This window comes from Pseudomonas sp. R151218B TE3479, assembly GCF_053629195.1.
The window spans coordinates 1,106,849-1,132,045 of sequence record NZ_JBRJHV010000001.1; the positions used below are offsets into that span (position 1 = coordinate 1,106,849).

The 25,197-nt window shown below is 61.0% G+C and carries 28 protein-coding genes; 17 read left to right on the forward strand and 11 right to left on the reverse strand.

What is annotated here, in order from left to right; translation table 11 throughout:
* Positions 1 to 296: 296 nt before the first annotated feature.
* The 8 genes from AB7M32_RS05060 to AB7M32_RS05095 all read left to right on the forward strand — a co-directional run bounded on the left by AB7M32_RS05060 (position 297) and on the right by AB7M32_RS05095 (position 11,097).
* On the forward strand, positions 297 to 1,595 hold the full coding sequence (locus tag AB7M32_RS05060) for an MFS transporter (RefSeq protein ID WP_454249262.1): 1,299 nt from the start codon (positions 297 to 299) through the stop codon (positions 1,593 to 1,595).
* Positions 1,596 to 1,832: 237 nt separating this feature from the next.
* A complete protein-coding gene (locus AB7M32_RS05065) occupies positions 1,833 to 2,831 on the forward strand; it encodes a phosphate ABC transporter substrate-binding protein PstS (RefSeq protein ID WP_092333675.1) in 999 nt (332 codons plus the stop codon).
* A gap of 473 nt (positions 2,832 to 3,304) precedes the next feature.
* A complete protein-coding gene (locus AB7M32_RS05070) occupies positions 3,305 to 5,338 on the forward strand; it encodes an ABC transporter permease subunit (RefSeq protein WP_454252101.1) in 2,034 nt (677 codons plus the stop codon).
* A 15-nt stretch (positions 5,339 to 5,353) separates the two neighbouring features.
* Positions 5,354 to 7,024, forward strand: a complete 1,671-nt coding sequence (gene pstA / locus AB7M32_RS05075) for a phosphate ABC transporter permease PstA (RefSeq protein ID WP_060739810.1) — start codon at positions 5,354 to 5,356, stop codon at positions 7,022 to 7,024.
* A gap of 156 nt (positions 7,025 to 7,180) precedes the next feature.
* Positions 7,181 to 8,014, forward strand: coding sequence for a phosphate ABC transporter ATP-binding protein PstB (gene pstB, locus AB7M32_RS05080; RefSeq protein WP_072411200.1), 834 nt, complete (start codon positions 7,181 to 7,183; stop codon positions 8,012 to 8,014).
* Between the two features lie 87 nt (positions 8,015 to 8,101).
* Positions 8,102 to 8,863, forward strand: coding sequence for a phosphate signaling complex protein PhoU (gene phoU, locus AB7M32_RS05085; RefSeq protein WP_030139132.1), 762 nt, complete (start codon positions 8,102 to 8,104; stop codon positions 8,861 to 8,863).
* Positions 8,864 to 9,033: 170 nt separating this feature from the next.
* The gene (locus tag AB7M32_RS05090) at positions 9,034 to 9,981 is read left to right on the forward strand and encodes a response regulator (protein WP_454249263.1); all 948 of its coding nucleotides are present in this window, start codon (positions 9,034 to 9,036) and stop codon (positions 9,979 to 9,981) included.
* 219 nt (positions 9,982 to 10,200) lie between these two features.
* A complete protein-coding gene (locus AB7M32_RS05095; RefSeq protein WP_060739807.1) occupies positions 10,201 to 11,097 on the forward strand; it encodes a peptidoglycan DD-metalloendopeptidase family protein in 897 nt (298 codons plus the stop codon).
* Between the two features lie 141 nt (positions 11,098 to 11,238).
* Here the strand turns inward: AB7M32_RS05095 and AB7M32_RS05100 are convergent, their stop codons facing one another.
* From AB7M32_RS05100 to phoB, 3 genes are all read right to left on the reverse strand, one after another.
* Complete coding sequence (locus AB7M32_RS05100) at positions 11,239 to 12,579, reverse strand: hemolysin family protein (protein ID WP_014335895.1); 1,341 nt, start codon at positions 12,577 to 12,579, stop codon at positions 11,239 to 11,241.
* A 113-nt stretch (positions 12,580 to 12,692) separates the two neighbouring features.
* Entirely contained in the window at positions 12,693 to 13,979 is a 1,287-nt protein-coding gene (gene phoR / locus AB7M32_RS05105; RefSeq protein ID WP_256573828.1) for a phosphate regulon sensor histidine kinase PhoR, read from the reverse strand.
* 80 nt (positions 13,980 to 14,059) lie between these two features.
* Positions 14,060 to 14,749, reverse strand: coding sequence for a phosphate regulon transcriptional regulator PhoB (gene phoB / locus AB7M32_RS05110; protein ID WP_003177195.1), 690 nt, complete (start codon positions 14,747 to 14,749; stop codon positions 14,060 to 14,062).
* 152 nt (positions 14,750 to 14,901) lie between these two features.
* Here phoB and AB7M32_RS05115 point away from each other — a divergent pair, with 152 nt between their 5' ends.
* Complete coding sequence (locus AB7M32_RS05115; protein ID WP_072411205.1) at positions 14,902 to 15,285, forward strand: COG4315 family predicted lipoprotein; 384 nt, start codon at positions 14,902 to 14,904, stop codon at positions 15,283 to 15,285.
* A 111-nt stretch (positions 15,286 to 15,396) separates the two neighbouring features.
* On the opposite strand, the gene ubiA is transcribed toward AB7M32_RS05115, so the two are convergent.
* Positions 15,397 to 16,287, reverse strand: coding sequence for a 4-hydroxybenzoate octaprenyltransferase (ubiA, locus tag AB7M32_RS05120; protein ID WP_454249264.1), 891 nt, complete (start codon positions 16,285 to 16,287; stop codon positions 15,397 to 15,399).
* Positions 16,287 to 16,850 carry a chorismate--pyruvate lyase family protein gene (locus AB7M32_RS05125; RefSeq protein WP_454249265.1) on the reverse strand — a complete coding sequence of 188 codons (564 nt, stop codon included), beginning with the start codon at positions 16,848 to 16,850 and terminating at the stop codon, positions 16,287 to 16,289. The genes ubiA and AB7M32_RS05125 overlap by 1 nt, the downstream gene beginning before the upstream one ends.
* A gap of 176 nt (positions 16,851 to 17,026) precedes the next feature.
* On the opposite strand from AB7M32_RS05125, the gene AB7M32_RS05130 reads away from it, so the two are divergent.
* The 3 genes from AB7M32_RS05130 (at position 17,027) to AB7M32_RS05140 (ending at position 18,834) form a co-directional block, all read left to right on the forward strand.
* A complete protein-coding gene (locus AB7M32_RS05130) occupies positions 17,027 to 17,194 on the forward strand; it encodes a rubredoxin (RefSeq protein ID WP_003177199.1) in 168 nt (55 codons plus the stop codon).
* Positions 17,195 to 17,218: 24 nt separating this feature from the next.
* Complete coding sequence (locus AB7M32_RS05135) at positions 17,219 to 18,367, forward strand: NAD(P)/FAD-dependent oxidoreductase (RefSeq protein ID WP_454249266.1); 1,149 nt, start codon at positions 17,219 to 17,221, stop codon at positions 18,365 to 18,367.
* Positions 18,368 to 18,558: 191 nt separating this feature from the next.
* Positions 18,559 to 18,834, forward strand: coding sequence for an HU family DNA-binding protein (locus AB7M32_RS05140; RefSeq protein WP_060739802.1), 276 nt, complete (start codon positions 18,559 to 18,561; stop codon positions 18,832 to 18,834).
* Positions 18,835 to 19,107: 273 nt separating this feature from the next.
* Here the strand turns inward: AB7M32_RS05140 and AB7M32_RS05145 are convergent, their stop codons facing one another.
* Positions 19,108 to 20,199 carry an aminopeptidase gene (locus AB7M32_RS05145; protein ID WP_454249267.1) on the reverse strand — a complete coding sequence of 364 codons (1,092 nt, stop codon included), beginning with the start codon at positions 20,197 to 20,199 and terminating at the stop codon, positions 19,108 to 19,110.
* Positions 20,200 to 20,257: 58 nt separating this feature from the next.
* Here AB7M32_RS05145 and AB7M32_RS05150 point away from each other — a divergent pair, with 58 nt between their 5' ends.
* Positions 20,258 to 20,671: a PA0061/PA0062 family lipoprotein gene (locus AB7M32_RS05150; RefSeq protein ID WP_454249268.1), complete on the forward strand. Its 414-nt coding sequence runs from the start codon at positions 20,258 to 20,260 to the stop codon at positions 20,669 to 20,671.
* Positions 20,672 to 20,711: 40 nt separating this feature from the next.
* Entirely contained in the window at positions 20,712 to 21,137 is a 426-nt protein-coding gene (locus AB7M32_RS05155; protein WP_060739799.1) for a PA0061/PA0062 family lipoprotein, read from the forward strand.
* Between the two features lie 6 nt (positions 21,138 to 21,143).
* Here the strand turns inward: AB7M32_RS05155 and AB7M32_RS05160 are convergent, their stop codons facing one another.
* On the reverse strand, positions 21,144 to 21,377 hold the full coding sequence (locus tag AB7M32_RS05160) for a DUF1161 domain-containing protein (RefSeq protein WP_003196417.1): 234 nt from the start codon (positions 21,375 to 21,377) through the stop codon (positions 21,144 to 21,146).
* Between AB7M32_RS05160 and AB7M32_RS05165 the strand changes: the two genes are divergently transcribed.
* On the forward strand, positions 21,376 to 21,561 hold the full coding sequence (locus tag AB7M32_RS05165; RefSeq protein ID WP_158457665.1) for a hypothetical protein: 186 nt from the start codon (positions 21,376 to 21,378) through the stop codon (positions 21,559 to 21,561). The two genes, AB7M32_RS05160 and AB7M32_RS05165, sit on opposite strands and share 2 nt — an antisense overlap.
* On the opposite strand, the gene AB7M32_RS05170 is transcribed toward AB7M32_RS05165, so the two are convergent.
* Positions 21,528 to 21,959: an OsmC family protein gene (locus AB7M32_RS05170; protein ID WP_072411216.1), complete on the reverse strand. Its 432-nt coding sequence runs from the start codon at positions 21,957 to 21,959 to the stop codon at positions 21,528 to 21,530. The two genes, AB7M32_RS05165 and AB7M32_RS05170, sit on opposite strands and share 34 nt — an antisense overlap.
* Before the next feature lie 238 nt (positions 21,960 to 22,197).
* Here AB7M32_RS05170 and AB7M32_RS05175 point away from each other — a divergent pair, with 238 nt between their 5' ends.
* A complete protein-coding gene (locus tag AB7M32_RS05175) occupies positions 22,198 to 23,199 on the forward strand; it encodes an LLM class flavin-dependent oxidoreductase (RefSeq protein WP_072411218.1) in 1,002 nt (333 codons plus the stop codon).
* A gap of 53 nt (positions 23,200 to 23,252) precedes the next feature.
* On the opposite strand, the gene AB7M32_RS05180 is transcribed toward AB7M32_RS05175, so the two are convergent.
* The gene (locus AB7M32_RS05180; protein ID WP_454249269.1) at positions 23,253 to 23,474 is read right to left on the reverse strand and encodes a DUF1161 domain-containing protein; all 222 of its coding nucleotides are present in this window, start codon (positions 23,472 to 23,474) and stop codon (positions 23,253 to 23,255) included.
* Positions 23,475 to 23,589: 115 nt separating this feature from the next.
* Positions 23,590 to 23,805 (reverse strand): dodecin, encoded by a 216-nt coding sequence (locus AB7M32_RS05185; protein WP_454249270.1) that lies wholly within the window; start codon positions 23,803 to 23,805, stop codon positions 23,590 to 23,592.
* A gap of 156 nt (positions 23,806 to 23,961) precedes the next feature.
* Between AB7M32_RS05185 and AB7M32_RS05190 the strand changes: the two genes are divergently transcribed.
* On the forward strand, positions 23,962 to 24,288 hold the full coding sequence (locus AB7M32_RS05190; RefSeq protein ID WP_003196426.1) for a DUF883 family protein: 327 nt from the start codon (positions 23,962 to 23,964) through the stop codon (positions 24,286 to 24,288).
* Here AB7M32_RS05190 and AB7M32_RS05195 read toward each other — a convergent pair.
* Positions 24,261 to 25,178 (reverse strand): LysR family transcriptional regulator, encoded by a 918-nt coding sequence (locus tag AB7M32_RS05195; RefSeq protein WP_454249271.1) that lies wholly within the window; start codon positions 25,176 to 25,178, stop codon positions 24,261 to 24,263. The two genes, AB7M32_RS05190 and AB7M32_RS05195, sit on opposite strands and share 28 nt — an antisense overlap.
* Positions 25,179 to 25,197: the final 19 nt, after the last annotated feature.

Genomic DNA, 25,197 nt, shown 5'->3' on the forward strand with positions numbered 1-25,197 from the left:
CATACTGCGTTCGTCACGTTTTTTGTAAAGGCGTGCCAAAGGGAAACTCTGCGAAACCGGCTGGTTCTGGTACTACGCCACCAACGACGTTTTCGCACAGCAACCCCTTACAGAGTACTGCAAGGTTGCGAGTATATCGGGCGATAGACGTCGAGACGACCACTCGGTTCTGATTTCGACTATCAAATACGCGCCTCTATGTGCTTTTTCGAACAATTTGCTATCGTGCCGGACCTGCCCAGGCCCCAACCCGTGTCGCCAGGGTTGCAGAATCGACTATAAGAGAAGCCCTTGCCATGACCACTGCGCCTTCGAGCACGGCGACGCCCGCACAACCAGCACGTCCACTGACCCGCAACGATTACAAGACCCTGTCGCTTTCAGCGTTGGGCGGTGCGCTGGAGTTCTACGACTTCATCATTTTCGTATTCTTCGCCACCGTGGTCGGCAAATTGTTCTTTCCTGCCGAAATGCCTGAGTGGCTGCGTCTGATGCAGACCTTCGGCATTTTTGCCGCCGGTTACCTGGCCCGGCCGCTGGGCGGGATCATCATGGCCCACTTCGGCGACCTGCTGGGACGCAAGAAAATGTTCACCCTGAGCATTTTCATGATGGCTGTGCCGACCCTGATCATGGGTCTGTTGCCCACCTATGCGCAGATCGGCATGTGGGCGCCCATCCTGCTGTTGCTGATGCGGGTAATCCAAGGCGCGGCCATCGGCGGGGAAGTGCCGGGCGCCTGGGTATTCGTTTCCGAACACGTTCCGGCGCGCCACATCGGCTATGCCTGCGGCACCCTGACTTGTGGCCTGACGGCGGGGATCTTGTTGGGCTCGTTGGTCGCCACGGCCATCAATAGCTTTTATACGCCGGTGGAAGTGGCCGATTACGCCTGGCGGATTCCGTTCCTGCTGGGTGGCGTGTTCGGGCTGTTTTCGGTGTACCTGCGGCGCTGGCTGCACGAAACCCCGGTGTTCGCTGAGCTGCAACTGCGCAAGGCCCTGGCCGTGGAAGTGCCGCTGCGGGCCGTGCTACGTGATCATCGCGGTGCCATCGCCATTTCCATGCTGCTGACCTGGCTGCTGTCGGCCGGCGTCATCGTGGTCATCCTGATGACGCCGACCGTGCTGCAGACGGTGTACCACTTCAGCCCGACCATCGCATTGCAGGCCAACAGCCTGGCGATCGTGTTCCTGAGTTTCGGTTGCATCGGTGCGGGTGTGCTGGCCGACCGTTTCGGTGCCGGTCGGGTGTTTGTCTTCGGCAGCGGTTTGCTGATGATCACGTTCTGGACCTTCTACCATTGCCTGTTCGACCACCCCGAGTGGCTGTTTCCGCTCTATGCCTTGAGTGGCTTGCTGGTGGGCACCATCGGCGCGGTGCCCTATGTCATGGTCAATGCCTTCCCGGCTGTGGTGCGCTTCAGCGGCCTGTCTTTTTCCTACAACCTGGCCTACGCGATCTTCGGCGGGTTGACGCCGATGATCGTGACCTTGCTGTTGAAAGAGAGTCCGATGGGGCCGGCGTATTACGTGGCGATCATTTGCGGGGTAGGGATTGCGGTGGGCGGTTATCTCTGGAAGAAGGGGCGCTAGGTCCGAATCTTTCGCTGACTGCACGGGCTTCATCGCGAGCAAGCTCGCTCCCACAGAGGGCTGCGTTCACCGCAAACCCCCTGTGGGAGCGAGCTTGCTCGCGATTGGGGCGGCATGAATCATCCTGTAAAACTCAATGCTGGCCTTTCATCCAATTGTCATATTTCAGCCATAGAGTGTTCACACGGCTTACCAATACTTGGCCGACTTAACACACCTATCTGCTAGGAGTAAGGCATGAAACTGAAGCGTTTGATGGCGGCAATGACATTTGTCGCTGCTGGCGTTGCGACTGCCAACGCGGTTGCCGCTGTTGACCCTGCGATCCCGAGTTACACCAAGACCACTGGTGTGTCGGGTAACCTCTCCAGCGTCGGCTCCGATACCCTGGCCAACCTGATGACCTTGTGGGCCGAGAACTACAAGAAAGAATACCCGAACGTAAACATCCAGATTCAGGCCGCCGGCTCCTCCACCGCGCCGCCCGCGCTCACCGAAGGCACCGCCAACCTGGGCCCGATGAGCCGCAAGATGAAGGACAACGAACTGCAGGCCTTCGAACAGAAGTACGGCTACAAGCCAACCGCTATCCCGGTTGCCGTGGACGCCCTGGCCGTATTCGTGCACAAGGACAACCCGATCAAGCACCTGACCATGGCTCAGGTCGACGCCATTTTCTCCTCGACTCGCCTGTGCGGCGCCAAGGCTGACGTCAAGACCTGGGGCGACCTGGGCGTGACCGGCGACCTGGCCAACAAGCCGGTCCAACTGTTCGGTCGTAACTCGGTGTCCGGCACCTACGGCTACTTCAAGGAAGAAGCCTTGTGCAAAGGCGACTACAAGCCAAACGTCAACGAACAGCCGGGTTCGGCTTCGGTTGTGCAGTCGATCAGCAGCTCGCTTAACGGCATCGGCTACTCGGGTATCGGCTACAAGACCGCCAGCGTGAAAACCGTTGCCCTGGCCAAGAAAGAAGGCGGCGAGTTCGTTGAAGACACCGAAGAAAACGCCCTGAACGGCAAGTACCCGCTGTCGCGCTTCCTCTACGTCTACGTCAACAAGGCCCCGAACAAGCCTCTGGCCCCGCTGGAAGCCGAGTTCGTGAAGCTGATCCTGTCCAAGCAAGGCCAGGAAGTCGTGGTCAAGGACGGCTACATCCCGGTACCTGCCAAAGTCGCCGCCAAGGCACTGGCTGACCTGGGTCTGCAGGAAGGCGGCAACGTCGCCAAGCAGTAATACCTGAGCCCGGGCCAATGCCCGGGCTCTCTGTGGGAGCGGGCTTGCTCGCGAATGCGGTGGATCAGTCGGCATCCATGTCGAATGTGCTGGCCCCTTCGCGAGCAAGCCCGCTCCCACAGACACGAATTTTCCGTCCGCTGCCGCTTCTAGCTGGCGGCGGATTTGTTGCGTCACTTCACTGTCATCTTTCTGTCATACAGGATCGCTAGGGTGTGCGCATGAATGATCTGGCCAACTCCACAATGACTACGACTTCCCCTCCCAAGCGCATTGATTTCAATACGCCTGAGTTGCAACGCAAGCGCCGCATCCGCGCGCTCAAGGATCGCCTGACCCGCTGGTACGTGCTGGTCGGCGGCCTCGCCGTCCTGGCGGCCATTACGCTGATTTTCTTCTTCCTGGCCTACGTGGTGCTGCCCTTGTTCCAAGGCGCGGACCTGACTGCCAAGGACTCGATCACCCCGGCCTGGATGCAAGACGCCGGCAAACCGCTGATGATCTCTATCGAAGAACAGAACCAGGTCGCCATGCGGGTTTCCGACAAGGGCCAGGCGCTGTTTTTCGACGTTAGCAGTGGCGCCGAACTGCGCCGTGTCGACCTGCCGATCCCGGCCGGCGCCAGCGTGACCGCCATTGGCGAAGACCAGCCCGGCAGCCCATTGGTGGCGATCGGTCTGTCCAACGGCCAAGCCTTGGTGTTCCGCCACACTTATAAGGTCACCTACCCGGACGGCAAGAAAACCATCTCGCCCGCCGTCGAATACCCTTACGGTGAGTCGCCGATCGCCTTGAACGAACAGGGCGCGGCCTTGGAGCATGTCAGCCTCAACGCCACGGATTCGACCCTGCTGTTGGCCGGCTCCAGTGGCGCCCAGCTGCAAGTGCTGTCGCTCACCAGCGAAGAAAACATGATGACCGGTGAAGTCACCAGCGAGCAGACCCGTATCGACCTGCCGCAGATGACCGAGACGGTGAAGAACATCTTCGTCGACCCGCGCCAGCAATGGCTGTATGTGGTCAACGGGCGTGCCCAGGCCGATGTGTTCAGCCTGCGGGACAAGAGCCTCAACGGCCGTTACAAACTGCTGGAAAACGCCGACGCCCAAGTCACCGCCGCCACCCAGTTGGTGGGCGGGATCTCGCTGATCATCGGCGACTCCAAAGGCGGCCTCGCCCAATGGTTCATGGCCCGGGATCCAGACGGTGAGCTGCGTTTCAAACAGATTCGTACCTTCCAGATGAGCAGCGCGCCCATCGTCGAGATCAGCGCCGAAGAGCGCCGCAAAGGCTTCGTGGCGCTCGACGCCGCCGGCAAGCTGGGTGTGTTCCACAGCACCGCCCACCGCACCCTGCTGGTGGACCAGGTGGTCGACGGCCAGGGCCTGTTCGGCATGTCGCCACGGGCTAACCGCCTGATCGTCGAACAGGGCGGCAAGCTGCAACCGTTGACGCTGGACAACCCGCACCCGGAAGTGTCGTGGAGCGCGTTGTGGAGCAAGGTCTGGTACGAAAACTACGACGAACCTAAGTATGTCTGGCAATCGACCGCCGCCAACACCGACTTCGAACCCAAGCTGAGCCTCTCGCCGCTGACCTTCGGTACCCTGAAGGCGGCGTTCTACGCGATGCTGCTGGCCGCGCCGCTGGCGGTTGCCGCAGCGATCTACACCGCCTACTTCATGGCCCCGGGCATGCGCCGCAAGGTCAAGCCGGTGATCGAGTTGATGGAGGCGATGCCGACGGTGATCCTCGGTTTCTTCGCCGGCCTGTTCCTGGCGCCGTATGTCGAAGGGCACCTGCCGGGTATCTTCAGCCTGCTGATGTTGCTGCCGATCGGCATCCTGGTCACCGGTTTCGCCTTCAGCCGCCTGCCGGAATCCATTCGCTTGAGAGTGCCGGACGGCTGGGAAAGCGCCTTGCTGATCCCGGTCATCCTGTTCGTAGGCTGGCTCTCGCTGTACATGAGCCCGTACATGGAAGCCTGGTTCTTCGGCGGCGACATGCGCATGTGGATTTCCCATGACCTGGGCATCACCTACGACCAGCGCAACGCCCTGGTGGTTGGCCTGGCGATGGGCTTCGCGGTGATCCCGAACATCTATTCCATCGCCGAAGACGCCGTGTTCAGCGTGCCGCGCGGCCTGACCCTGGGCTCCCTGGCCCTCGGTGCCACGCCGTGGCAGACCATGACCCGCGTAGTGATCCTCACCGCCAGCCCGGGCATCTTCTCGGCGTTGATGATCGGCATGGGCCGTGCGGTGGGCGAGACCATGATCGTGCTGATGGCCACCGGTAACACGCCGGTCATGGAAATGAACCTGTTCGAAGGCCTGCGCACCCTGGCGGCCAACGTGGCGGTGGAGATGCCCGAGTCGGAAGTCGGCGGCAGCCATTACCGCGTGCTGTTCCTGTCGGCCCTGGTGTTGCTGTTGTTCACCTTCGTCATGAACACCCTCGCCGAGCTGATCCGTCAGCGTCTGCGCAAGAAATATTCGTCGCTTTAAGAAAGGTAGAAGTCTGTGAAACAGAACTCCCTGAAAGGATGGTTCAAGAGCGGCGCCCCCGGCGTCTGGATCAGCGGTGGCGCGGTGTCCATCGCGGTCATCATGACCATTGGCCTGCTGGCGGTGATCGCTGTGCGCGGCCTGGGCCACTTCTGGCCGGCGGACCTGATCCACGCCAACTACAACGTGCCGGGCATGCCTGCGCACCTGGTGGTCGGCGAAGTGGTGCAGAAAGAAGAAGTACCTCGCGAGCGCCTGAAAAGCGCCGGCCTGCCGGTGCCGGACGAAGGCCCCGAGTTCATGACCCGCGAACTGATCAAGGTCGGCAACCGAGACCTGAACGGCACGGACTTTACCTGGATCGTCGGCGATTGGCTGACCAACCAGACCACGCCGCCGGAACTGATGGCCATCGAGCGTCGTGAGTGGGGCAACTTCTACGGTTACCTGGTCAACGTCAAGGAAGGCGGCAAGGTCATCGCCGAGGGCGAAGCGGCCTGGCCGCAACTGCAGGCTCGCGTACAGCGGGTCAACCAGTTGGCCGCCGAACTCAAGACCCTGGAAAAAGTCGACATCGGCGCCATCAACGCCGGCCTGGAGCGTATCCGCCTGCACGGTCGCAAGCTGGAGCTGGACGGCAAACTCGATGCTTCGGCCCAGGCCGATCTGGAAAGCGAGCGCGCCGAACTCAACGCCCGTTACAAGGACATCGAAGCGCGCCTGGCCGACCTTCACGCGCAGTTCAACCGCGACAGCCTGACGGCCCGCGATGCCAACGGCAAGGAAGTGGAGATCGAAATCGGCAAAGTGGTGCACGCCTACCAGCCAAACGGCATGGGCACGTTCACCAAGCTGGGTTTCTACTTCAGCAAGGTCTGGGAATTCCTCAGCGATGACCCCCGTGAAGCCAACACCGAAGGCGGCATCTTCCCGGCGATTTTCGGCACCGTGATGATGACCCTGATCATGGCAATGATCGTGACGCCGTTCGGCGTGCTGGCGGCGGTCTACCTGCGTGAATACGCCCGCCAGGGCCCGATGACCCGCCTGATCCGCATCGCGGTGAACAACCTCGCGGGTGTTCCAGCGATTGTTTACGGCGTGTTCGGCCTGGGCTTCTTCGTCTACGTGCTGGGTGGTTCGGTCGATCGCTTGTTCTTCCCCGAAGCCCTGCCGGCACCGACCTTCGGCACCCCGGGCTTGCTCTGGGCGTCCCTGACCCTGGCGCTGCTGGCGGTGCCGGTGGTGATCGTGGCTACCGAAGAAGGCCTGGCGCGAATCCCGCGGACCGTGCGCGAAGGCTCCCTGGCCCTCGGCGCGACCAAGGCCGAGACCCTGTGGAAAATCGTCCTGCCCATGGCCAGCCCGGCGATGATGACCGGGATGATCCTCGCCGTGGCCCGTGCCGCGGGTGAAGTGGCACCGTTGATGCTGGTGGGCGTGGTGAAACTGGCCCCGTCGCTGCCGCTGGACGGCAATTACCCGTACCTGCACCTGGACCAGAAGATCATGCACCTGGGCTTCCATATCTATGACGTCGGTTTCCAGAGCCCGAACGTCGAAGCGGCGCGACCGCTGGTCTATGCCACGGCGCTGCTGCTGGTGCTGGTGATCGCCACGCTCAACCTGTCGGCCGTGTGGATCCGTAACCACCTGCGCGAGAAGTACAAAGCACTGGATAGTTAATGGTCTGTGGGAGCGAAATTGCTCGCGAAGCTTCTGACGGCCTCGAGGGCCCCTTCGCGAGCAAGCTCGCTCCCACACTGATCGGCGTTCACTGGAATTTCATGGGGCCGCCACACGGGCGTTCCGAACCGAATTTGTTAGCACAGGGAGCCTCCCATGCAACACGAAGCACATACACACGGCATCAACATGTCGGCCTTGGGCCGCGACAAGCAGAGCCTGGATCTGGCGCAGGAAACCGTCGCCATCGAAGTACCCGGCCTGAACCTGTTCTACGGCGAGAAGCAGGCGCTGTATGACGTCAGCCTGAATATCCCGAAACAGCGCGTCACCGCGTTCATCGGTCCATCGGGCTGCGGCAAGTCAACCTTGCTGCGCACCTTCAACCGCATGAACGACCTGGTGGATGGCTGCCGCGTCGAAGGTGAAATCAACCTCTACGGCAACAACATCTATCGCAAGGGCGAAGACGTGGCCGAGCTGCGCCGTCGCGTCGGCATGGTGTTCCAGAAGCCGAACCCGTTCCCGAAAACCATCTACGAGAATGTGGTCTACGGCTTGCGCATCCAGGGCATCAACAAGAAGCGCATCCTCGACGAAGCCGTGGAATGGGCCCTCAAGGGCGCCGCGCTGTGGGATGAGGTCAAGGACCGTCTGCATGAGTCGGCCCTCGGTCTGTCCGGCGGCCAGCAGCAACGTCTGGTGATCGCCCGCACCATCGCCGTGGAACCGGAAGTGCTGCTGCTCGACGAACCCTGCTCGGCCCTCGACCCGATCTCGACGCTGAAAGTCGAAGAGCTTATCTACGAGCTCAAGTCCAAGTTCACCATCGTCATCGTGACCCACAACATGCAACAGGCGGCGCGGGTTTCCGACTACACCGCGTTCATGTACATGGGCAAACTGGTGGAATTCGGCGATACCGATACACTGTTCACCAATCCGGCGAAGAAACAGACCGAAGACTACATCACTGGTCGTTACGGCTAGTCGAGGCGCGCACTGCGTTATCAGGATCAACATTTAACTGCTTGAAGCTTGCAGCTTGAAGCTTGCAACTTTCGCGGAGCGAACAAGATGATTTCGAAGGAAGGCCTTACTCACCACATTTCCGCACAGTTCAACGCCGAGCTGGAGGAAGTGCGCAGTCACTTGCTGGCCATGGGCGGGCTGGTGGAAAAGCAGGTCAACGACGCGGTGACCGCACTGATCGAGGCCGACTCCGGCCTGGCCCAGCAGGTGCGCGAAATCGATGACCAGATCAACCAGATGGAACGCAACATCGACGAGGAGTGCCTGCGTATCCTGGCCCGTCGTCAGCCGGCTGCGTCCGACCTGCGCCTGATCATCAGCATCTCCAAGTCGGTGATCGACCTTGAGCGGATCGGCGACGAAGCCACCAAGATCGCCCGTCGTGCCATTCAGTTGTGCGAAGAGGGCGAGGCGCCGCGCGGTTATGTCGAGGTTCGTCACATCGGCGACCAGGTGCGCAACATGGTCCGCGATGCGCTGGACGCCTTCGCCCGCTTCGACGCCGACCTGGCGTTGTCGGTGGCTCAGTACGACAAGATCATCGACCGCGAATACAAGACCGCCCTGCGCGAGCTGGCGACCTACATGATGGAAGACCCACGCTCCATTTCCCGGGTGTTGAGCATTATCTGGGTGCTGCGTTCTCTGGAGCGGATCGGCGATCATGCGCGCAACATCTCGGAACTTGTCATCTACCTGGTGCGCGGCACCGATGTGCGCCACATGGGACTCAAGCGGATGAAGGAAGAAGTTGAGGGCACCCCGTCCGAAACCGCTAATGTTCCGGGCGAAACTGACGATAAGTAAGATTGCCAAGAAAAGCGCCCGGCCTTTTGGTCGGGCTTTTTTTTTGGATTTTTTTTAATCGAAAGCAGCGCCCCGCGAACGAAAAGTCCCGGCGTGACTGACGGTTTTTTTGGCAATATGCCATCAGTAAAAGCGGTATGCTTGCCGGGATTTTTTAGAGGTGTATCTGGATGAGTAAGGTCAGTGTGTTGGTCGTGGACGATGCTTCGTTCATTCGTGACCTGGTGAAGAAGTGCCTGCGCAACTACTTCCCGGGCGTGCGTATCGAAGACGCGGTGAACGGCAAGAAAGCCCAGGCCCTGCTGGCTCGCGAGGCATTCGACCTGGTGCTGTGCGATTGGGAAATGCCGGAGATGTCCGGCCTGGAACTGCTGACCTGGTGCCGCCAGCAGGATACCCTCAAGGGCATGCCCTTCGTGATGGTTACCAGCCGCGGCGACAAGGAAAACGTGGTCCAGGCGATCCAGGCCGGCGTTTCCGGCTACGTCAGCAAGCCTTTCACCAACGAACAGTTGCTGACCAAGGTCAAGCAGGCCTTGCACAAGGTCGGCAAGCTCGACACGCTGATGAACAGTGCCCCGACCAAGATGAACTCGGCGTTCGGTAATGATTCCCTCAGCGCCCTGACGGGCAATAAGGCTCCGGTTGCGGCTGTTGCTTCGGCGCCTGCGGCGAACCCGTTTGCCAAGCCGGCCGCCGCTCCCGCTCCCGCAGCTGCCCCGTCCCGTGGACTGCTCAACAGCCCTCCAGTCAAGGCACCGGCAGCTGCCGCTCCGACGACCAACCGTGGCCAAGGCCAGTTGCGCCTGTCCAGCGGCACCCAGCAATGCGTGATCAAGGCTCTGAGCCTCAAGGAAGCGCTGTTGGTGGTCAAGCGCACCGACACCCTGCCACAAGTGCTCGAAAGCGCGGTGCTGGACATGGAGCAGGGCGACAATGCCGAAACCGCTCGTCTCAACGGCTACCTGCACGCCATCGTCGCCCATGAGCAAACGCCCGACAGCGAATGGCTGCAACTGACGTTCCGCTTCGTCGACAAAGACCCGCAGAAACTCGATTACATCTCTCGCCTGATCGCCCGCGGCACGGCGCAGAAACACTTCGTGCCGGGCGCCTGATCCGGCGGCGCCTTTGAGTCCGCTATTGCGAGCAAGCTCGCTCCCACAGGGGATCTTCAGTGTTCACTGGATCGAGTGTGGGAGCGAGCTTGCTCGCAATGGGGCCATAAGATCCAACACCGATCGCTGATCCAATTTTGAAACATCCGTCGACTACGCTGGTCCATCCCAGCTGCTAGGCTGCTGTGCAGGCCTTCATTTTCGACAGAACCTTTGCCCATGCTCGTACCCCTGCTGTTTGCCTGTGGTCTTGTCCTGGCCTCCACCTCGGCCGTGGCCATGACGATCTACAAATCCACCGATGCCAATGGCGTGGTGTCCTATAGCGACCGCCCCAGCAAGGGCGCCCAGGTGTTCGTGTTCCGCGACCGGATGGTCGAGCGCCTGGAGCGCCAGGTGTTCCTGGATATCAAGAAACAGAACGGCGCGGACGCGGTGTTCGTGCGTAACGATCTGTATGCACCGGTGGAGATCGAGTTGAGTTTCGCCGGGCTGCGCAACGTCAGCGGCGCGCCGAGCCGGCCGATTCGTCGAGTGCTGCCGGCGCGCAGCAACCTGCGCCTGGCGCTGCTCACGGCCACCCGGCCGGGCAGGCCGCTGGTCTATACCCCAAGGTTCGAATATTCCCTGGGCGACCCTGCAGGTGCCGCCGAGGCCTATCGGTACCCGCTGCCTTGGCGCGGCGGGCCGTTCCGGCTGAGCCAGGGGGCCAACGGCCAATACAGCCATTACGGCCCGAAGAACCGCTACGCCATGGACATCGCCATGCCCGTGGGTACGCCGATCATCGCCGCGCGGGGCGGCGTGGTCATCAAGACCGAAAACGAGCAGACCGGCCGCGGGGACGACCCCGCGGGCAACTTCGTGCGAGTGCTGCACGATGACGGCACCATGGGCGTCTACCTGCACCTGCAGAAGGGTTCGGTGAGCGTACGGGAAGGGCAGCGGGTCGGGGTGGGCACGCCGCTGGCGTTATCGGGTAATACCGGCAACAGCTCAGGCCCGCACCTGCATTTCGTGGTGCAGCGCAATACCGGGTTGGGGCTGGTGTCGATTCCCTACCAGTTCAATCAACCGGTGGGCGACTTGCCCAACTTTGCGTTGGGCAAGCAGTAGCCTCTGCACAAGCAAAGGAGCTTTTGTGGCGAGGGAGCTTGCTCCCTCGCCACAGGGGCTGGCTGTTCCAGGCCGAAATGCGATCCCCTGTGGGAGCGAGCTTGCTCGCGAAGGCAGCACCGCCGACCTTCAGTCAACGACTCAATCGAGCATCAACACCTTCGCCAGGATGATCTTCGGCCCTTTCATTTTCTTGATGATGATCCGCAGGCCTTCGACTTCCAGCACTTCTTCCTCTTCCGGCACGCGCTTGAGGGTTTCATAGACCAAGCCGGCCAGGGTTTCGGCTTCGATGTGGTCCAGGTCGATCCCCAGCAGGCGCTCGACCTTGAACAGTGGTGTGTCGCCGCGTACCAGCAGCTTGCCCGGTTGGTAGGCCAGGATGCCGCGTTCGGCCTTGCGGTGTTCGTCCTGGATGTCGCCCACCAGCACTTCCAACACGTCTTCCATGGTCAGGTAGCCGATGATGTTGCCGTCGGCTTCCTCGACCAGGGCGAAATGCGAGCCGCCCTTGCGGAACTGCTCCAGCAACTGCGACAGCGGCATGTGCCGCGACACCCGCTCCAGCGGCCGGGTCAGTTCGGCCAGGTTGAACGACTCGGGAATGTGATCCAGGGCCGCCAGTTCCAGCAGCAGGTCCTTGATGTGCAGCAGGCCGACAAACTCCTGGCGCTCGCTGTCATACACCGGATAACGGCTGAACTTGTGGCGCCGGAACATCGCCAGGATTTCCTTGAGCGGCGCGTTGAACTCCAGCGTCACCAGGTCTTCCCGGGAGTTGGCCCAGTCCACCACTTCCAGCTCGCCCATTTCCACGGCCGAGGCCAGCACGCGCATGCCTTGGTCGCTCGGGTCCTGGCCACGGCTGGAGTGCAGGATCAGTTTCAGTTCTTCGCGGCTGTAATGGTGTTCGTGATGGGGCCCGGGTTCGCCTTGGCCGGCGATGCGCAAGATGGCGTTGGCACTGGCGTTGAGCAGGTAGATCGCCGGGTACATGGCCCAGTAGAACAGGTACAGCGGCACGGCGGTCCACAGCGACAGCAGCTCGGGTTTGCGAATGGCCCAGGATTTGGGCGCCAGTTCACCGACCACGATGTGCAGGTACGAAATGATGAAGAATGCGGTGAAGAACGACACGCCCTTGATCACTTCTGGCGACTGTACGCCGACCGCGCCCAGCAACGGCTCGAGGATGTGGGCGAACGCCGGCTCGCCGACCCAGCCCAGGCCCAGGGACGCCAGGGTGATACCCAGTTGGCACGCAGACAGGTAAGCGTCGAGCTGGCTGTGGACGGTGCGCAGGATGTGCCCGCGCCAGCCGTTCTGCTCGGCGATGGCTTCGACCCGGGTCGAGCGCAGCTTGACCATGGCGAATTCGGCCGCAACGAAAAAGCCGTTGAGCAAAACCAGGATCAGAGCGAAAAGAATCATGCCGAATTCGGCGAAGAGTGTGACGAGGGACAAGCCAGGGGAAGGGTCCATGATGGGGTTTTGCGGGTTCCGAATAGTCGTAGGAATTGGAAATGGGCGCCCGAAAAGGCAGGCGCAAGTCAGTCAATGTAGCGGCTGACTCGGCGATTGCCTAGGGGGCGTGCTCAATCAGCGGGGCGGTCGAGGCGTGCGCGAACCACCTGGGCCGGGGCGAAATGGCAGGTAAAGGTGCTGCCATGGCCGGGTACGCTGCTGATTTCCATGCGGGCGCGATGGCGCAGCAGGACGTGTTTGACGATGGCCAGGCCCAGCCCGGTGCCTCCCGTGTTGGAGTTGCGGCTGGAGTCGACGCGGTAGAAGCGTTCGGTCAGGCGCGGCAGGTGCTTGCTGTCGATACCGATGCCCGAATCGCGCACGCTCAGGTGCGCGCCTTGCTCATCGCCCCACCAGCGCACGTGGATCCGACCTTGCTCCGGTGTGTACTTGACCGCGTTGAACACCAGGTTGGAAAACGCACTGCGCAGTTCCGCCTCGCTGCCTTTGAGCTGCACGGTCGGGTCGGCTTCCAGGGTAATGGTCTGCTGCTTGGGGCCGGACAGTTCCTGCGCATCCTCGGCAATGGTTTGCAGCAGGTCGTCGATGGGCACGGGTTGGTTGTCCGACGGGTAATCGGTGGCTTCCAGCTTCGCCAGCAGCAACAAGTCGTTGAGCAGGGTCTGCATGCGCCCGCTTTGTTGGTGCATCTGCTGCAAGGCCCGGCTCCAGCGCGGGTTCACCTCCTCGACGTTGTCGAGCAGGGTTTCCAGGTAACCGCAGATCACCGTCAACGGCGTGCGCAGTTCGTGGGAAACGTTGGCGATGAAATCCTTGCGCATCTGTTCCAGCTGATGGATCCGCGTGACATCGCGCACCAGCATCAAGTGCTCGTTGTTGCCGTAGCGGGTGATGTACAACTGGATGCGCAACCGATCATTGGTGGGCGAAGGGATTTCCAGCGGCTCGGCGTAGTTGGCTTGCTCGAAATATTCCTTGAAGCGCGGATGACGCACCAGGTTGGTCACCGGCTGGCCGCTGTCCTGGGGCGTCTTGAGGCCCAGCAGGGTCTCGGCGGCGCGGTTCCACCACTCCAGGTTGCCGTCGCTGTCGAGCATGATCACCGCGTCTTTCAGCGCGGCAGTGGACTCCTGGACTCGGTCGATCACCGCCTGCAGGCGTCCGCGAACGCGCTGGTCGCGCCGTTGCAGGTGGTAGATGCTGTCGAACACCTCACCCCACAGGCCATAGCCGTCGGGTGGGGCTTCGTCGGGTTGGTGCAGACGCAGCCATTCATGCAGGCGAAGCAATTGCTTGAGGGTCCAGGCCAGGTACAGCCCCAGCCCGGCGGCCAGGCTCCAGCCGTAGTAACCGCTGATCAGGCCGATCAGCAAACAGCCGGTCACCAGCAACAACATGTGGCGAATCAGGGTGCCATGCCAGTTTTGATTCACGTGACGCGCGTCCTTGTCAGCTTGTCGGGCGGTAAGGGCTCGGATCAGGCCTTGGTCGAAAAACGATAACCGGTGCCGCGCACGGTTTGTACCAGATTCTCATAAGCATCGCCGAGGGCCTTGCGCAGGCGCCGGATGTGCACGTCCACGGTGCGTTCCTCGACGTAGACGTTGCCGCCCCAGACCTGGTCCAACAATTGGCCGCGGGTGTAGGCACGTTCCTGGTGAGTCATGAAGAATTGCAGCAGGCGGTATTCGGTCGGGCCCATCTCGGCGGGTTTGCCGTCGATGGTCACGCGGTGGCTGATCGGGTCGAGCAGCAGGCCACCGACTTCAATCGGCGCTTCGCCATCGGTCGGCCCGGCGCGGCGCAGCACGGCTTTCAGGCGCGCCACCAGTTCCCGTGGGGAGAACGGCTTGGTGATGTAGTCGTCGGCGCCGACTTCCAGGCCTTGGATCTTGTTGTCCTCTTCGCCCTTGGCGGTGAGCATGATGATCGGGATATCCCCGGTCAGCTCGTCGCGCTTGAGGCGTCGCGCCAGTTCGATGCCTGACGTGCCGGGCAGCATCCAGTCCAACAGGATCAGGTCGGGCTTGCGGTCGACGATGATGGCATGGGCCTGTTGAGAGTTTTCTGCTTCCATGCAGTCATAGCCGGCCATCTCCAACGCAACGGCGATCATCTCGCGGATGGGTGCCTCGTCGTCGACGATCAGAATGCTCCTGCCAACCATGGGGTAATCCTCTTGTCATTTAACTGTCTTGCGCCGCATTAGATAACGGAATTATTGCAGTCGTGTGACAGTTATTTCATGACCCGGCAGCGAGGGGGATCCTGGGCTACGCTTTTCAGTCCGAATCCTGACAACCACACAAGAAGGTTTCCATGAAACAAATGACTGTTTCTTTCAAAGCTCTATTGATGGCTGCTGCCCTGACGCTGCCTGGATTGGCGATGGCAGCCGATCCTGCGATGGAGAAGGACGGCATGTTCACCGACCATAAGGGCATGACGCTTTACACCTTCGCCAAGGACTCGGCCGGCAAGTCGGCTTGCAATGACAAGTGTGCGGCCAATTGGCCACCGCTGATGGCTGAGGCGGGTGATAAATCCATGGGTGACTGGACCGTGATCAAGCGGGATGATGGCTCAATGCAGTGGGCCTATCAGGGCATGCCGCTGTATACCTTCGTGATGGACAAGAAGGCCGGAGACATGACCGGCGACGGTAAAATGGATGGCGCCTGGAAAGTTGCCAAGGCCAAGTAATGGCTAAAACCCGTGTGGGAGCGAGCTTGCTCGCGAAGGCGTCTGTCAGCCGACATCATCCTTGAATGACTTACCGCTATCGCGAGCAAGCTCGCTCCCACAGGTTTGCAATCACCTCAGGGCGTAATCCAGCACAATCCCCACAAAAATCGCCAGTCCGGCCCAATGGTTGTGCAGGAACGCCTGGAAGCAACGCATCCGGTCCCTGCCACGGGTGTACCAGAACTCCCAGGCAAAGCACGCGGCAGCGGCCACCAGCCCCAGGTGGAACCAGCCCCCCAGCTGGAATTTCGACCCGGCCAGCAGCAGGCAGCCCAAGGCCAGGCCTTGCAGCGTCAGGATGATCACCCGGTCGGCATCGCCAAACAGGATCGCCGTGGATTTCACGCCGATGCGCAAGTCATCGTCCCGGTCGGTCATTGCGTAATAGGTGTCGTAGCCCACCGTCCACAGCAGGTTGGCGATGTACAGCAACCACGCGGCCGCGGGCAGATGCCCGGTTTCGGCAGTGAACGCCATCGGCATGCCCCAGGAGAATGCCGCCCCCAGCACCACTTGCGGGTAGTAGGTATAGCGCTTCATGAACGGGTAGCTGAACGCCAGCGCCAGGCCCCCGAGGGACAACAGGATGGTCGGTGCATTGGTGCACAGCACCAGCAGGAAGCTCACGCTCATCAGCATGGCGAAGAACACCAGCGCTTCTTTCGAACTGATCTTGCCGCTCACCAGCGGGCGCTGCTCGGTGCGTTTGACGTGGCCGTCGACCTTGCGGTCGGCCCAGTCATTGATCACACAGCCGCCGGCGCGGGTCAGCACTACGCCAAGGACGAAAATCACCAGGTTGGCGATGGACGGCGCGCCTTCGCCGGCAATCCACAACGCCCACAGCGTCGGCCACAGCAGCAGGTAGATGCCGATGGGCTTGTCCATACGGGTCAGTTGCACGAAGTCCCACGCCCGTGGATTCAGGCGATTCAAGGATTTGAGCAGTTGCACGTACATCAAACATTCTCCGAATAGGCGCGGGCGACGGTCCACAAGCGTGGCAGGAAGATTTCCGCCACCAGCACGCTCAACGCACCGCGATCGAAACGTGAACGGCGACCCCACAGCCCGCTGGCGCGGACGTTTTCCGGCAACCCGGCCTCGGGGTAATGGCAAACCTCGATGGCCCGGCGCTGGAACGCCTGGTCGCAAAACAGCAATTCGCCCAGGGAGCGGCTGCCCAGTTCGTCCATTTGCAACCCGTCACCCTGCAAGGCGCTGCGCGCCGCCACACTGCGGGCGAACACCCAAGGCTGGCCGCGGCCGCGCAGATACACTTCGCGTACCCAGCCCTCGCTGCCCTCGGCCAGGTCCAGGGCGGCACATTCGTCGGCGCGCAACGGCTGCCAGCCTTCGAACAGCGGCGTCACGCTGAAATGGCCGTCCGACAGGCGCGTGAGGCGCCGGGTCAGGGAGCCTTCGTCGAACAGCCAATCGAGTACACCCGCATCGGGGCGGGGCGACAGCAGGTGCTGGGGCAGCCATTGGAGTGTAGGAAATATCGAATTTGTATGCGGCACAGAGGTCTTGAATGGCAGCAAATGAGGCCGCGAGCTTACCATGTCGGTCGCGGGTTTTGACGGGCCCGGCCGGCTGCCCTGCTGATCGTGCTTGCATCTGTCGCAACCGATCAGTACAAAACGGCCCTGAGCCGGAAAATACCGGCCAAGGCCTGACATCTTGAGGAAGTACTGGAATGAAGAAGTGGCAATGTATCGTCTGCGGCCTGATCTACAACGAAGCTGACGGCTGGCCTGACGATGGCATCGCGCCAGGCACCCGCTGGGAAGACGTACCGGCAGACTGGCTGTGCCCGGACTGCGGCGTCGGCAAAATGGATTTCGAGATGATCGAAATCAACTGATCGTTTCATCAAATGGAGAGCAGCATGAGCGCACCTGTCGTCATCGTCGGTACAGGCCTGGCCGGCTATAACCTGGCCCGGGAGTTTCGCAAGCTCGACAGCGAAACCCCGTTGCTGCTGATCACCGCGGACGACGGTCGCTCGTATTCCAAGCCGATGCTCTCCACAGGCTTTGGCAAGAACAAAGACGCCGACGGCCTGAGCATGGCCGAGCCGGGGGCCATGGCCGAGCAACTCAAGGCCGAGGTGCGCACCCATACCCGCATCAGCGGCATCGATCCGGGCCACAAACGGCTGTGGATCGGCGAAGAGGCGGTGAACTACCGCGACCTGATCCTGGCCTGGGGCGCCGAAACCGTGCGCGTGCCGGTACAGGGCGATGGAGCGGACTTGATCTTCCCCATCAACGACCTGGAGGACTACGCACGCTTCAGGGCCGCGGCGGCAGGCAAGCGTCGGGTGTTGCTGCTGGGTGCTGGCCTGATTGGCTGCGAGTTTGCCAACGACCTCAGCCTGGGTGGCTACGAAGTACAACTGGTGGCACCGTGCGAGCAGGTCATGCCGACGCTGCTGCACCCGGCCGCCGCGGCAGCAGTCCAGGCCGGGCTGGAAAGCCTCGGTGCGCGCTTCCACTTGGGCCCTGTGCTTAACCGCTTGCAGAAGGTCGCCGACGGTCTGGAGGCGCATTTGTCCGACGGCCAGGTGATCGCCTGCGACCTGGTGGTCTCGGCCATCGGCCTGCGTCCCCGTATCGACCTGGCAGCCGCGGCCGGCCTGGTGGTCAACCGTGGCGTCGTGGTCGACCGTCACTTGAAGACCTCTCACGCCAATATCTACGCCCTGGGCGACTGCGCCGAGGTCGACGGCTTGAACCTGCTGTATGTCATGCCGCTGATGAGCTGCGCCCGGGCCCTGGCCCAAACCCTGGCTGGCAACCCGACTGCCGTCAGCTACGGCCCCATGCCGATCACCGTAAAAACCCCGGTGTGCCCCTTGGTGGTGTCGCCGCCACCGCGAGGCCGCGAGGGCGTGTGGAGCGTTGAAGGGCAGGGGGCGGACATCAAGGCGCTGTGCCGCGACGTTCAAGGCAACCTGTTGGGCTACGCCCTGACAGGCACGGCGGTGATGGAGAAACTGGGGCTGAACAAGGAGCTTCCAGCCCTGCTGGCGTAAATACTGGTCGTTCTGTCGCAAAAACCCTACTTTTGGTCCCACAAAGGTCGCCCGGACACTGGCGCCGTTTTCGGCACCGTGCCATCCTCACTTCCGTCTGCCGCAGAGTAGAGCCTGCGGCGCCTTAGGGGCTGTTCCAAAGAGAACAGCACGGACATAACAACAAAAAAACCGTCAAAGGGGCTTCATTCATGCGTAAACCAGAACTCGCCGCCGCTATCGCGGAAAAAGCAGACCTCACCAAAGAACAAGCCAACCGCGTCCTCAACGCCGTCCTGGAAGAAATCACCGGCGCCCTGCACCGCAAGGACAGCGTTACCCTGGTGGGCTTCGGCACTTTCCTGCAACGCCATCGCGGCGCCCGCACTGGCAAAAACCCACAGACCGGTGAGCCGGTGAAGATCAAGGCCAGCAACACCGTTGCCTTCAAACCAGGCAAGTCCTTGAAAGAAAGCGTCAACCCATAATTGCTACGAGTACCTCGGTCGGGGGAAGAAAGCGGCAATCAAAAGGGCATACCGATGAATCGGTATGCCCTTTTTTGTGCGGGGTTGCTGGCTGTGGCCAGGCATCCAATGTATGGAGCTTGCTCGCGATAGCGGTGGGCCAGCTTGCGTCAATGGTGTCGGTACTGTCGTCATCGCGAGCAAGCTCGCTCCCACACTTGTTCGTCGCTGTACATGCCATCAGGCTTGACGCAGTTCCAATGTGGGAGCGAGCTTGCTCGCGATGACATCCGCCTAGTCAGCTGAAGTCTTCGGCTGCGCCAAGACCTTCAAGGCCGCTTTGCGCTCTTCGATCGGCAATTCGCCCAGCTTTTCCACCGCCGCATAAAATGCAACCCAATCACCGCCCTCCCGCCTGAACAGCGCCGCAAACGCCGGCACCCATTGGTCGTACAGCCCGAACGGCAATAATCGCGCATTGTTCAGTGGCGCGTAGACCCAGGCGTCGTAACGTTTGTCGCCTGCCCACTGGGTGTCGCGCATTTGCACATAGTCGGCACGCAGGCGCTCGAATTCCGCCGCTTTGCGTTGGCGCATCTGTTCGGCTGTCAGGGGCTGGGCGTAGAGGGTTTCCAGGCGTTGGCGCGTGTCGAGGATCAGTTGGATGAATTGATCGCGCTGACGCACCCGCTTGCCGTTATCCGGCGCCAGCCCACGACTGGCACGCCATTGCCGGGTGCCTTCCTGTTCAACGAAGGTGGCGAAGGACTCATTGAATTCGGTGTCGTCCTTCACATAAAACCGCTGGTGCGCCAGTTCATGAAAGATCAGCGTCGCCAGGCGTTCGTCGCCCCAGTGCATCATCGAGCTCAGGATCGGATCGTTGAACCAGCCCAGCGTCGAATAAGCCTCTACACCGCCAATCGCCACGTCCATGCCCTGCAAGCGCTGCAGCGCGGCCTCGCCACGGGCCGCGCCCTGGCTGTAATAACCGCGATAAGCCACGCAACCGGCAATGGGAAAGCAATGATTCTGCGGCGCCAGGGAAAACTCTGGCGTGGCGAAGACATTCCAGACGACGAACGGCCGGCCAATGTCGGCGTACAGGCGATAGCTTCGATTGTCCGGTAAATGCAAGTGATCGCTGGCAAACGCCCGTGCCTCGCGCGCCTTGGCCAGATGTGCCCTGAGTTGGGTATCGCGGGCGGGGTCGGCGATGACTTGGTCGATAGGCTCTCGGGCCTGCAACAACCGCAGCTGCCCGCCGACGAGCTGGCTGTAGTAACCGGCGCTACTGCAACCGTTCAGTAACAAAAGCAGAAGGCCTGGAAACAAAATCTGGAAAACACGGTCGAGTAACCGACGGCTTGAACGCGGCCTGATCAATTGGAATCACCCTGGGAAGTCTGCCTCCAAGACTATCTCGCTTGCCTGGAGCTTCGCTATGCGCGTGTTGATGCTGACGAGTGGCCTGTTGCTGCTGACCGGTTGCGCCGGTTTGCCTGATCCTGATCCCTCCCAAGCGTGGATCGACCTGGGAAACCAGCAGGACACCGCGCTACAAGCGCTGGAAGTCGATGACAAGGTGTCCATTGACCGGCGTTATTTCGAAGTGCAACCCGGTAGCCATGAGCTGACGGTGCGTTATCAATTTGCCGTCGAACCCGGCAACATCGGCCCGGATGCCGAGCCGCTGTGGCGCGATTGCCGGTTGAACCTGAAATTCACGGACTTCAACGCCGGCCAGCGTTACCAGCTACAGGCCGGTAGCATTGGTTTCCGACCTTGGGCCAAGCTGTACGATCAGCAGCGCAAAGTGGTGGGGCAAGGTACGCCGGCGGGCTGCCAACAAACGTGATTGGCGCTATGCTCAGTGTCCGGTTTTAAGGAAATTCACGATGCGCTTATCCCTGCTGTTACTGGCTCTGGTCTCCATGAGCGGTTGTGCAACGAGCCCGCTGCCCCAGGTCGACCCGAACATGGCGTGGGTTGATTTCGCGACCCCCATGCCGGGCGGCAAAATGCTGATGGCTGAAAGCCTGGACGGCCAGCGATTGCGAGACGGACGGATCTTTCAGGTTTCGCCGGGCAGCCACGAATTGAAAGTGCGCTTTGACTTCGAAGTGTTCAGTGGCGGTGGCCTGGGCATGCAAGCCGAACCGCAAGAACGGCTGTGCTACATGCTCGTGCGTTACGACCATTTCGAGGCCGGCCAACGCTATCGGCTGGAGGCTCGCAACCTGGCATTCACACCCAGCGCCCGGCTCTATGACGCCAAGCGTCAAATCGTGGCCGAAGAGCGACAAGTCAACTGCGTTCCATAGGACGCCCTAGCGGTCGTTCTTCTGGTAAATGATTTTCTTCGTGCCGTTTTCGCAAGTGCCCACCACCATGTTCTGGTCGTGGACTTCATCATTCGTGACGATTTCCAGTGTGTAGGACGATACGTTATTTGCCTGGATCTTCGCTTCGATTTCCGCTTTCAGCTCTTCACAGGATTTGGGTGCGGCAAGGGCTGATGCAGCGAATGCGCAGCCGATGACCACCAGGGCTGATCGTTTCATGTTCGAATTCCTCATGGCAGCGCGCACTGCCTGTGCGCTGAAACTGCGGGCTTCATTCGATCATAATTGCGCCAGGGTAAACAGCTCGACCGCCTTCAATAAAATCGCAGCCTTCGGCAGCGCCAGCGAAGGCTGCGATCCTTTCATGCGTCAGCTCACCAGCGTTGCATCCAGGGTGATCTGAGCGTTCAACACCTTGGAAACCGGACACCCTTCCTTGGCCTTCTTGCTCAGCTCGTCGAATTGCGCCTGGCTGGCACCGGGGATTTTCGCCTTGAGCACCAGCTTGACCGCCGTGATCGCAAAACCGCCCTCGACCTGGTCCAGGGTCACTTCGGCGTTGGTGTCGATGCTGTCGGCCTTGAGCCCGGCATCGCCGAGGATCATCGAAAAGGCCATGGAAAAACAGCCGGCATGGGCCGCGCCGATCAACTCCTCGGGGTTGGTACCCTTACCGCCTTCGAATCGTGCCTTGAAGCCATAGGGCGCTTCGCGCAACACACCGGTTTCCGTGGAGATGGAGCCGATACCGGTTTTCAGGTCACCTTCCCAATGAGCCGATGCTTTCTTGATGATAGCCATGTCTGCCTCCTGAAGATTCGGCGCGAAAGCCGCGCCTGTGTGTTTTTTAGCTGTCTGGGTTGTGAGGATAGACCGTCCGTAAAAGTTCACCCTGTCGATTAGCCGACGAATTTAGTAGGAAATTTCGTCGCTGCTATTGAAACTCGGGTATATGCCCACATTGCATGGAACACACCTATAGAAACGGCAGGCTTTTGCCCATAGGAAAAGCCCGGAACGCCGTTGGAGATCCCGGCCCATGAAACAGCTGTCCGACGTGAAATTCTCAACCCTCGACCTGGTGCCTGTCCGCGCCGATGGCAATGCCGCCCAGTCCTTGCGTAACTCGCTGGACCTGGCGCAGCACGTGGAAAAATACGGCTACACCCGCTTCTGGGTAGCCGAGCACCACAACATGGACGGTATCGCCAGTTCAGCGACGGCGGTGCTGCTGGGTTATCTGGCGGGAGGCACTTCGACCATTCGCGTCGGTTCCGGCGGCGTCATGCTGCCCAATCACGCGCCGCTGATCATTGCCGAACAGTTCGGCACGCTGGAAAGCCTCTACCCGGGTCGAATCGATTTGGGGCTGGGACGTGCACCAGGCTCCGACCAGATGACCGCCCGGGCGCTGCGTCGCGAGCGTTCCGGCAGCGCGGACGATTTCCCCGAGGACGTGGCCGAACTGATGCGCTATCTCGGCCCGCGTACCCCGGATCAACGCATCATCGCCATGCCAGGCACCGGGACCAACGTGCCGGTATGGCTGCTGGGTTCGAGCCTGTTCAGTGCGCAATTGGCCGGTGAGCGCGGTTTGCCCTACGCATTCGCCTCCCATTTCGCACCGCGCTTTATGCACGAGGCGATTCGCATCTACCGTAACCACTTCAAGCCGTCGGCGGTGCTCGACAAGCCTTATGTGATGCTCGGCGTGCCGCTGGTAGCGGCGGATACCGATGAACAGGCCGAATACCTGGCAACGTCGGTGTACCAGCGGATCCTGGCGCTGATGCGTGGCCAGAGCCTGGTGCAGCGTCCGCCGGTGGAAACCATGAACGGTCTGTGGTTGCCCCATGAGAAAGAGGCGGTTGGCGATTTCCTGGGCCTGGCCATGGTCGGCGGCCCGCAGAAGATTCGCGCCAAGCTGCAAGTATTGATCGAGCAAACCCAGGCCGATGAGCTGATTTTCACCAGTGACCTGTACGAACACGCCGATCGTTTACACTCCTACGAGTTGCTGGCGCAGGTCATGAAAGGCTGAATGACGCCCATGAAAAAGCCGACGCAATGCGTCGGCTTTGATGTTCGAAAGAATCACTTTTTATAGATGATTTCTTTCGTACCGCCCTCACAGGTGCCGACGACTTTTCCGCCAGTCGCTGCGCCTTTATCGACGATTTCCAGCGAATAACCTGACACGCCCTTGGCGTCCAGCTTCCCTGCGATTTCGATTTTCAGCTCTTCGCAGGGCATACCGGCCGCAAACGCACCACCGGCAAGGCTCAGCAAACCCAGGGCCACCATCAACTTTTTCATCGCTCGCACTCCTTGGTCGGATCAAATAGGGCAGGTATTGGAAAAACGTAATGCACAGACCATAGCGCATCGCCACTCCCTATGGCACTCCGCCAGCGTGCAAGTTCAAAGAACCTCAGCTATTGGCTATCCGGAACCCGACTTTGATGGTCACCTGAAAATGCGCGGCCCGGCCATTTTCGATGTGGCCGCGGGTTTCCGCCACTTCGAACCATTCCAGATGCTTGAGGCTTTTGCTGGCCTCGGCCAAGGCGTTGTTGATGGCGTCTTCAATGCTGGTGGGAGACGAGCCGACCAGCTCGACTTTTTTGTAAGTGTGATGATCACTCATGGGGATTCTCCTTGGTTGTGTTTAACAGCCTAGCAGCGATTTTTCGCCTTACGTGTGTCGTCGTTCGCGCGCTGAAGTTCAGATTTACTGCACTTTCAGAAACGACCGGAGTCCCAATTCACACACGCCACTCAACCACTGCAGGAGAGAGCCACCATGGCCAGCAATTCGTTACGCAAAGCCTCGTTGCAAAGCATGGAAGCGGAGATCGAGAGTCTGCTCAAGTCGTTGGAAAGCCTGAAGGACGACGCTTCGGACGAGTCGCGTAAGACCCTCAAGTCGCTCAAGGCCAATGCCGAGAACGCGCTGAAACATTCTCGTCATCTGCTCAGCGACGCCTATGAAGAGGTCAAGGTGAAAACCCGTGAGACCGGGATCGCCACACGCGACTACGCGCAGGAACACCCATGGACCACGGCCGGTGTCGCGGTCGGTGCGTTGGGTCTGCTGGCTGCTTACCTGCTGTGCAAGCGCGGTGACTGAGTCGGTTGGCTCAGCTCATGCCTGAGCCACTGGGCCAATTGCCGAGCGCGCCCATCTGCGGCGCGCTTGGGCAGCCACAACGCCAGTCGCGCCGCGGTTTCATCGAAGCCCCACGGCGCGACCAGGCGACCGGCGCGTACGTCCTCGGCCACCAGCGGCTCGGGCGCGATTGCCACGCCTAACCCCGCTACGGCGGCCTCCAGCAAATAATACAAATGCTCGAATCCTTGCCCGAACTTCAGTGCCTGGGGTTCCAGGGCGTTTTGTCGTGCCCAGGTCGGCCAGGCCTGAGGGCGGGACGTGGTGTGCAGCAACGGCTCGTCCAGCAGCGCGCTGACCGGTGCGGCTTGCAAGCGGGCGAATCCGGCGTAGTGAGGGCTCATCACCGGGCCGATCCGCTCGCTCACCAGTTCGTACACCTGCATGTCGGCTGGCCACGGCGGCTCGGCGAATACCAGCAAGGCATCCAGCCCCGGTCGCCTGGGGTCCAGGTCGCCTTCGCCAGCGGACAGGTGCAGGCGCAAATCCGGCAGATCGGTATTGAGCCTGCCCAGGCGCGGAATGAACCAGCGTGCCAGCAGGCTTCCCGAGCAGCCCAGGACAAACGGGGCATCTGCCGTACTTTGCATCAGCTCCGCGCAAACACCGCGCAACCGCTCGAACGCATCGGCGCTGACGTCCCGCAGGCGCAAGCCGGCATCTGTGAGTTTCAGGCCACGCCCGTCCTTGATGAACAAGCTGACGCCCAAATGCTCTTCCAGCACCTTCAGCTGTCGACTCACGGCCCCATGGGTGACATGCAACTGTTCGGCCGCCTGGCTTACGCTGTTCAGACGGGCAGTAGCCTCGAAGGCGCGCAAGGCGTTGAGAGGAGGAAGATCGTGGCTCATTTTATCTGTGAGTTTTCCT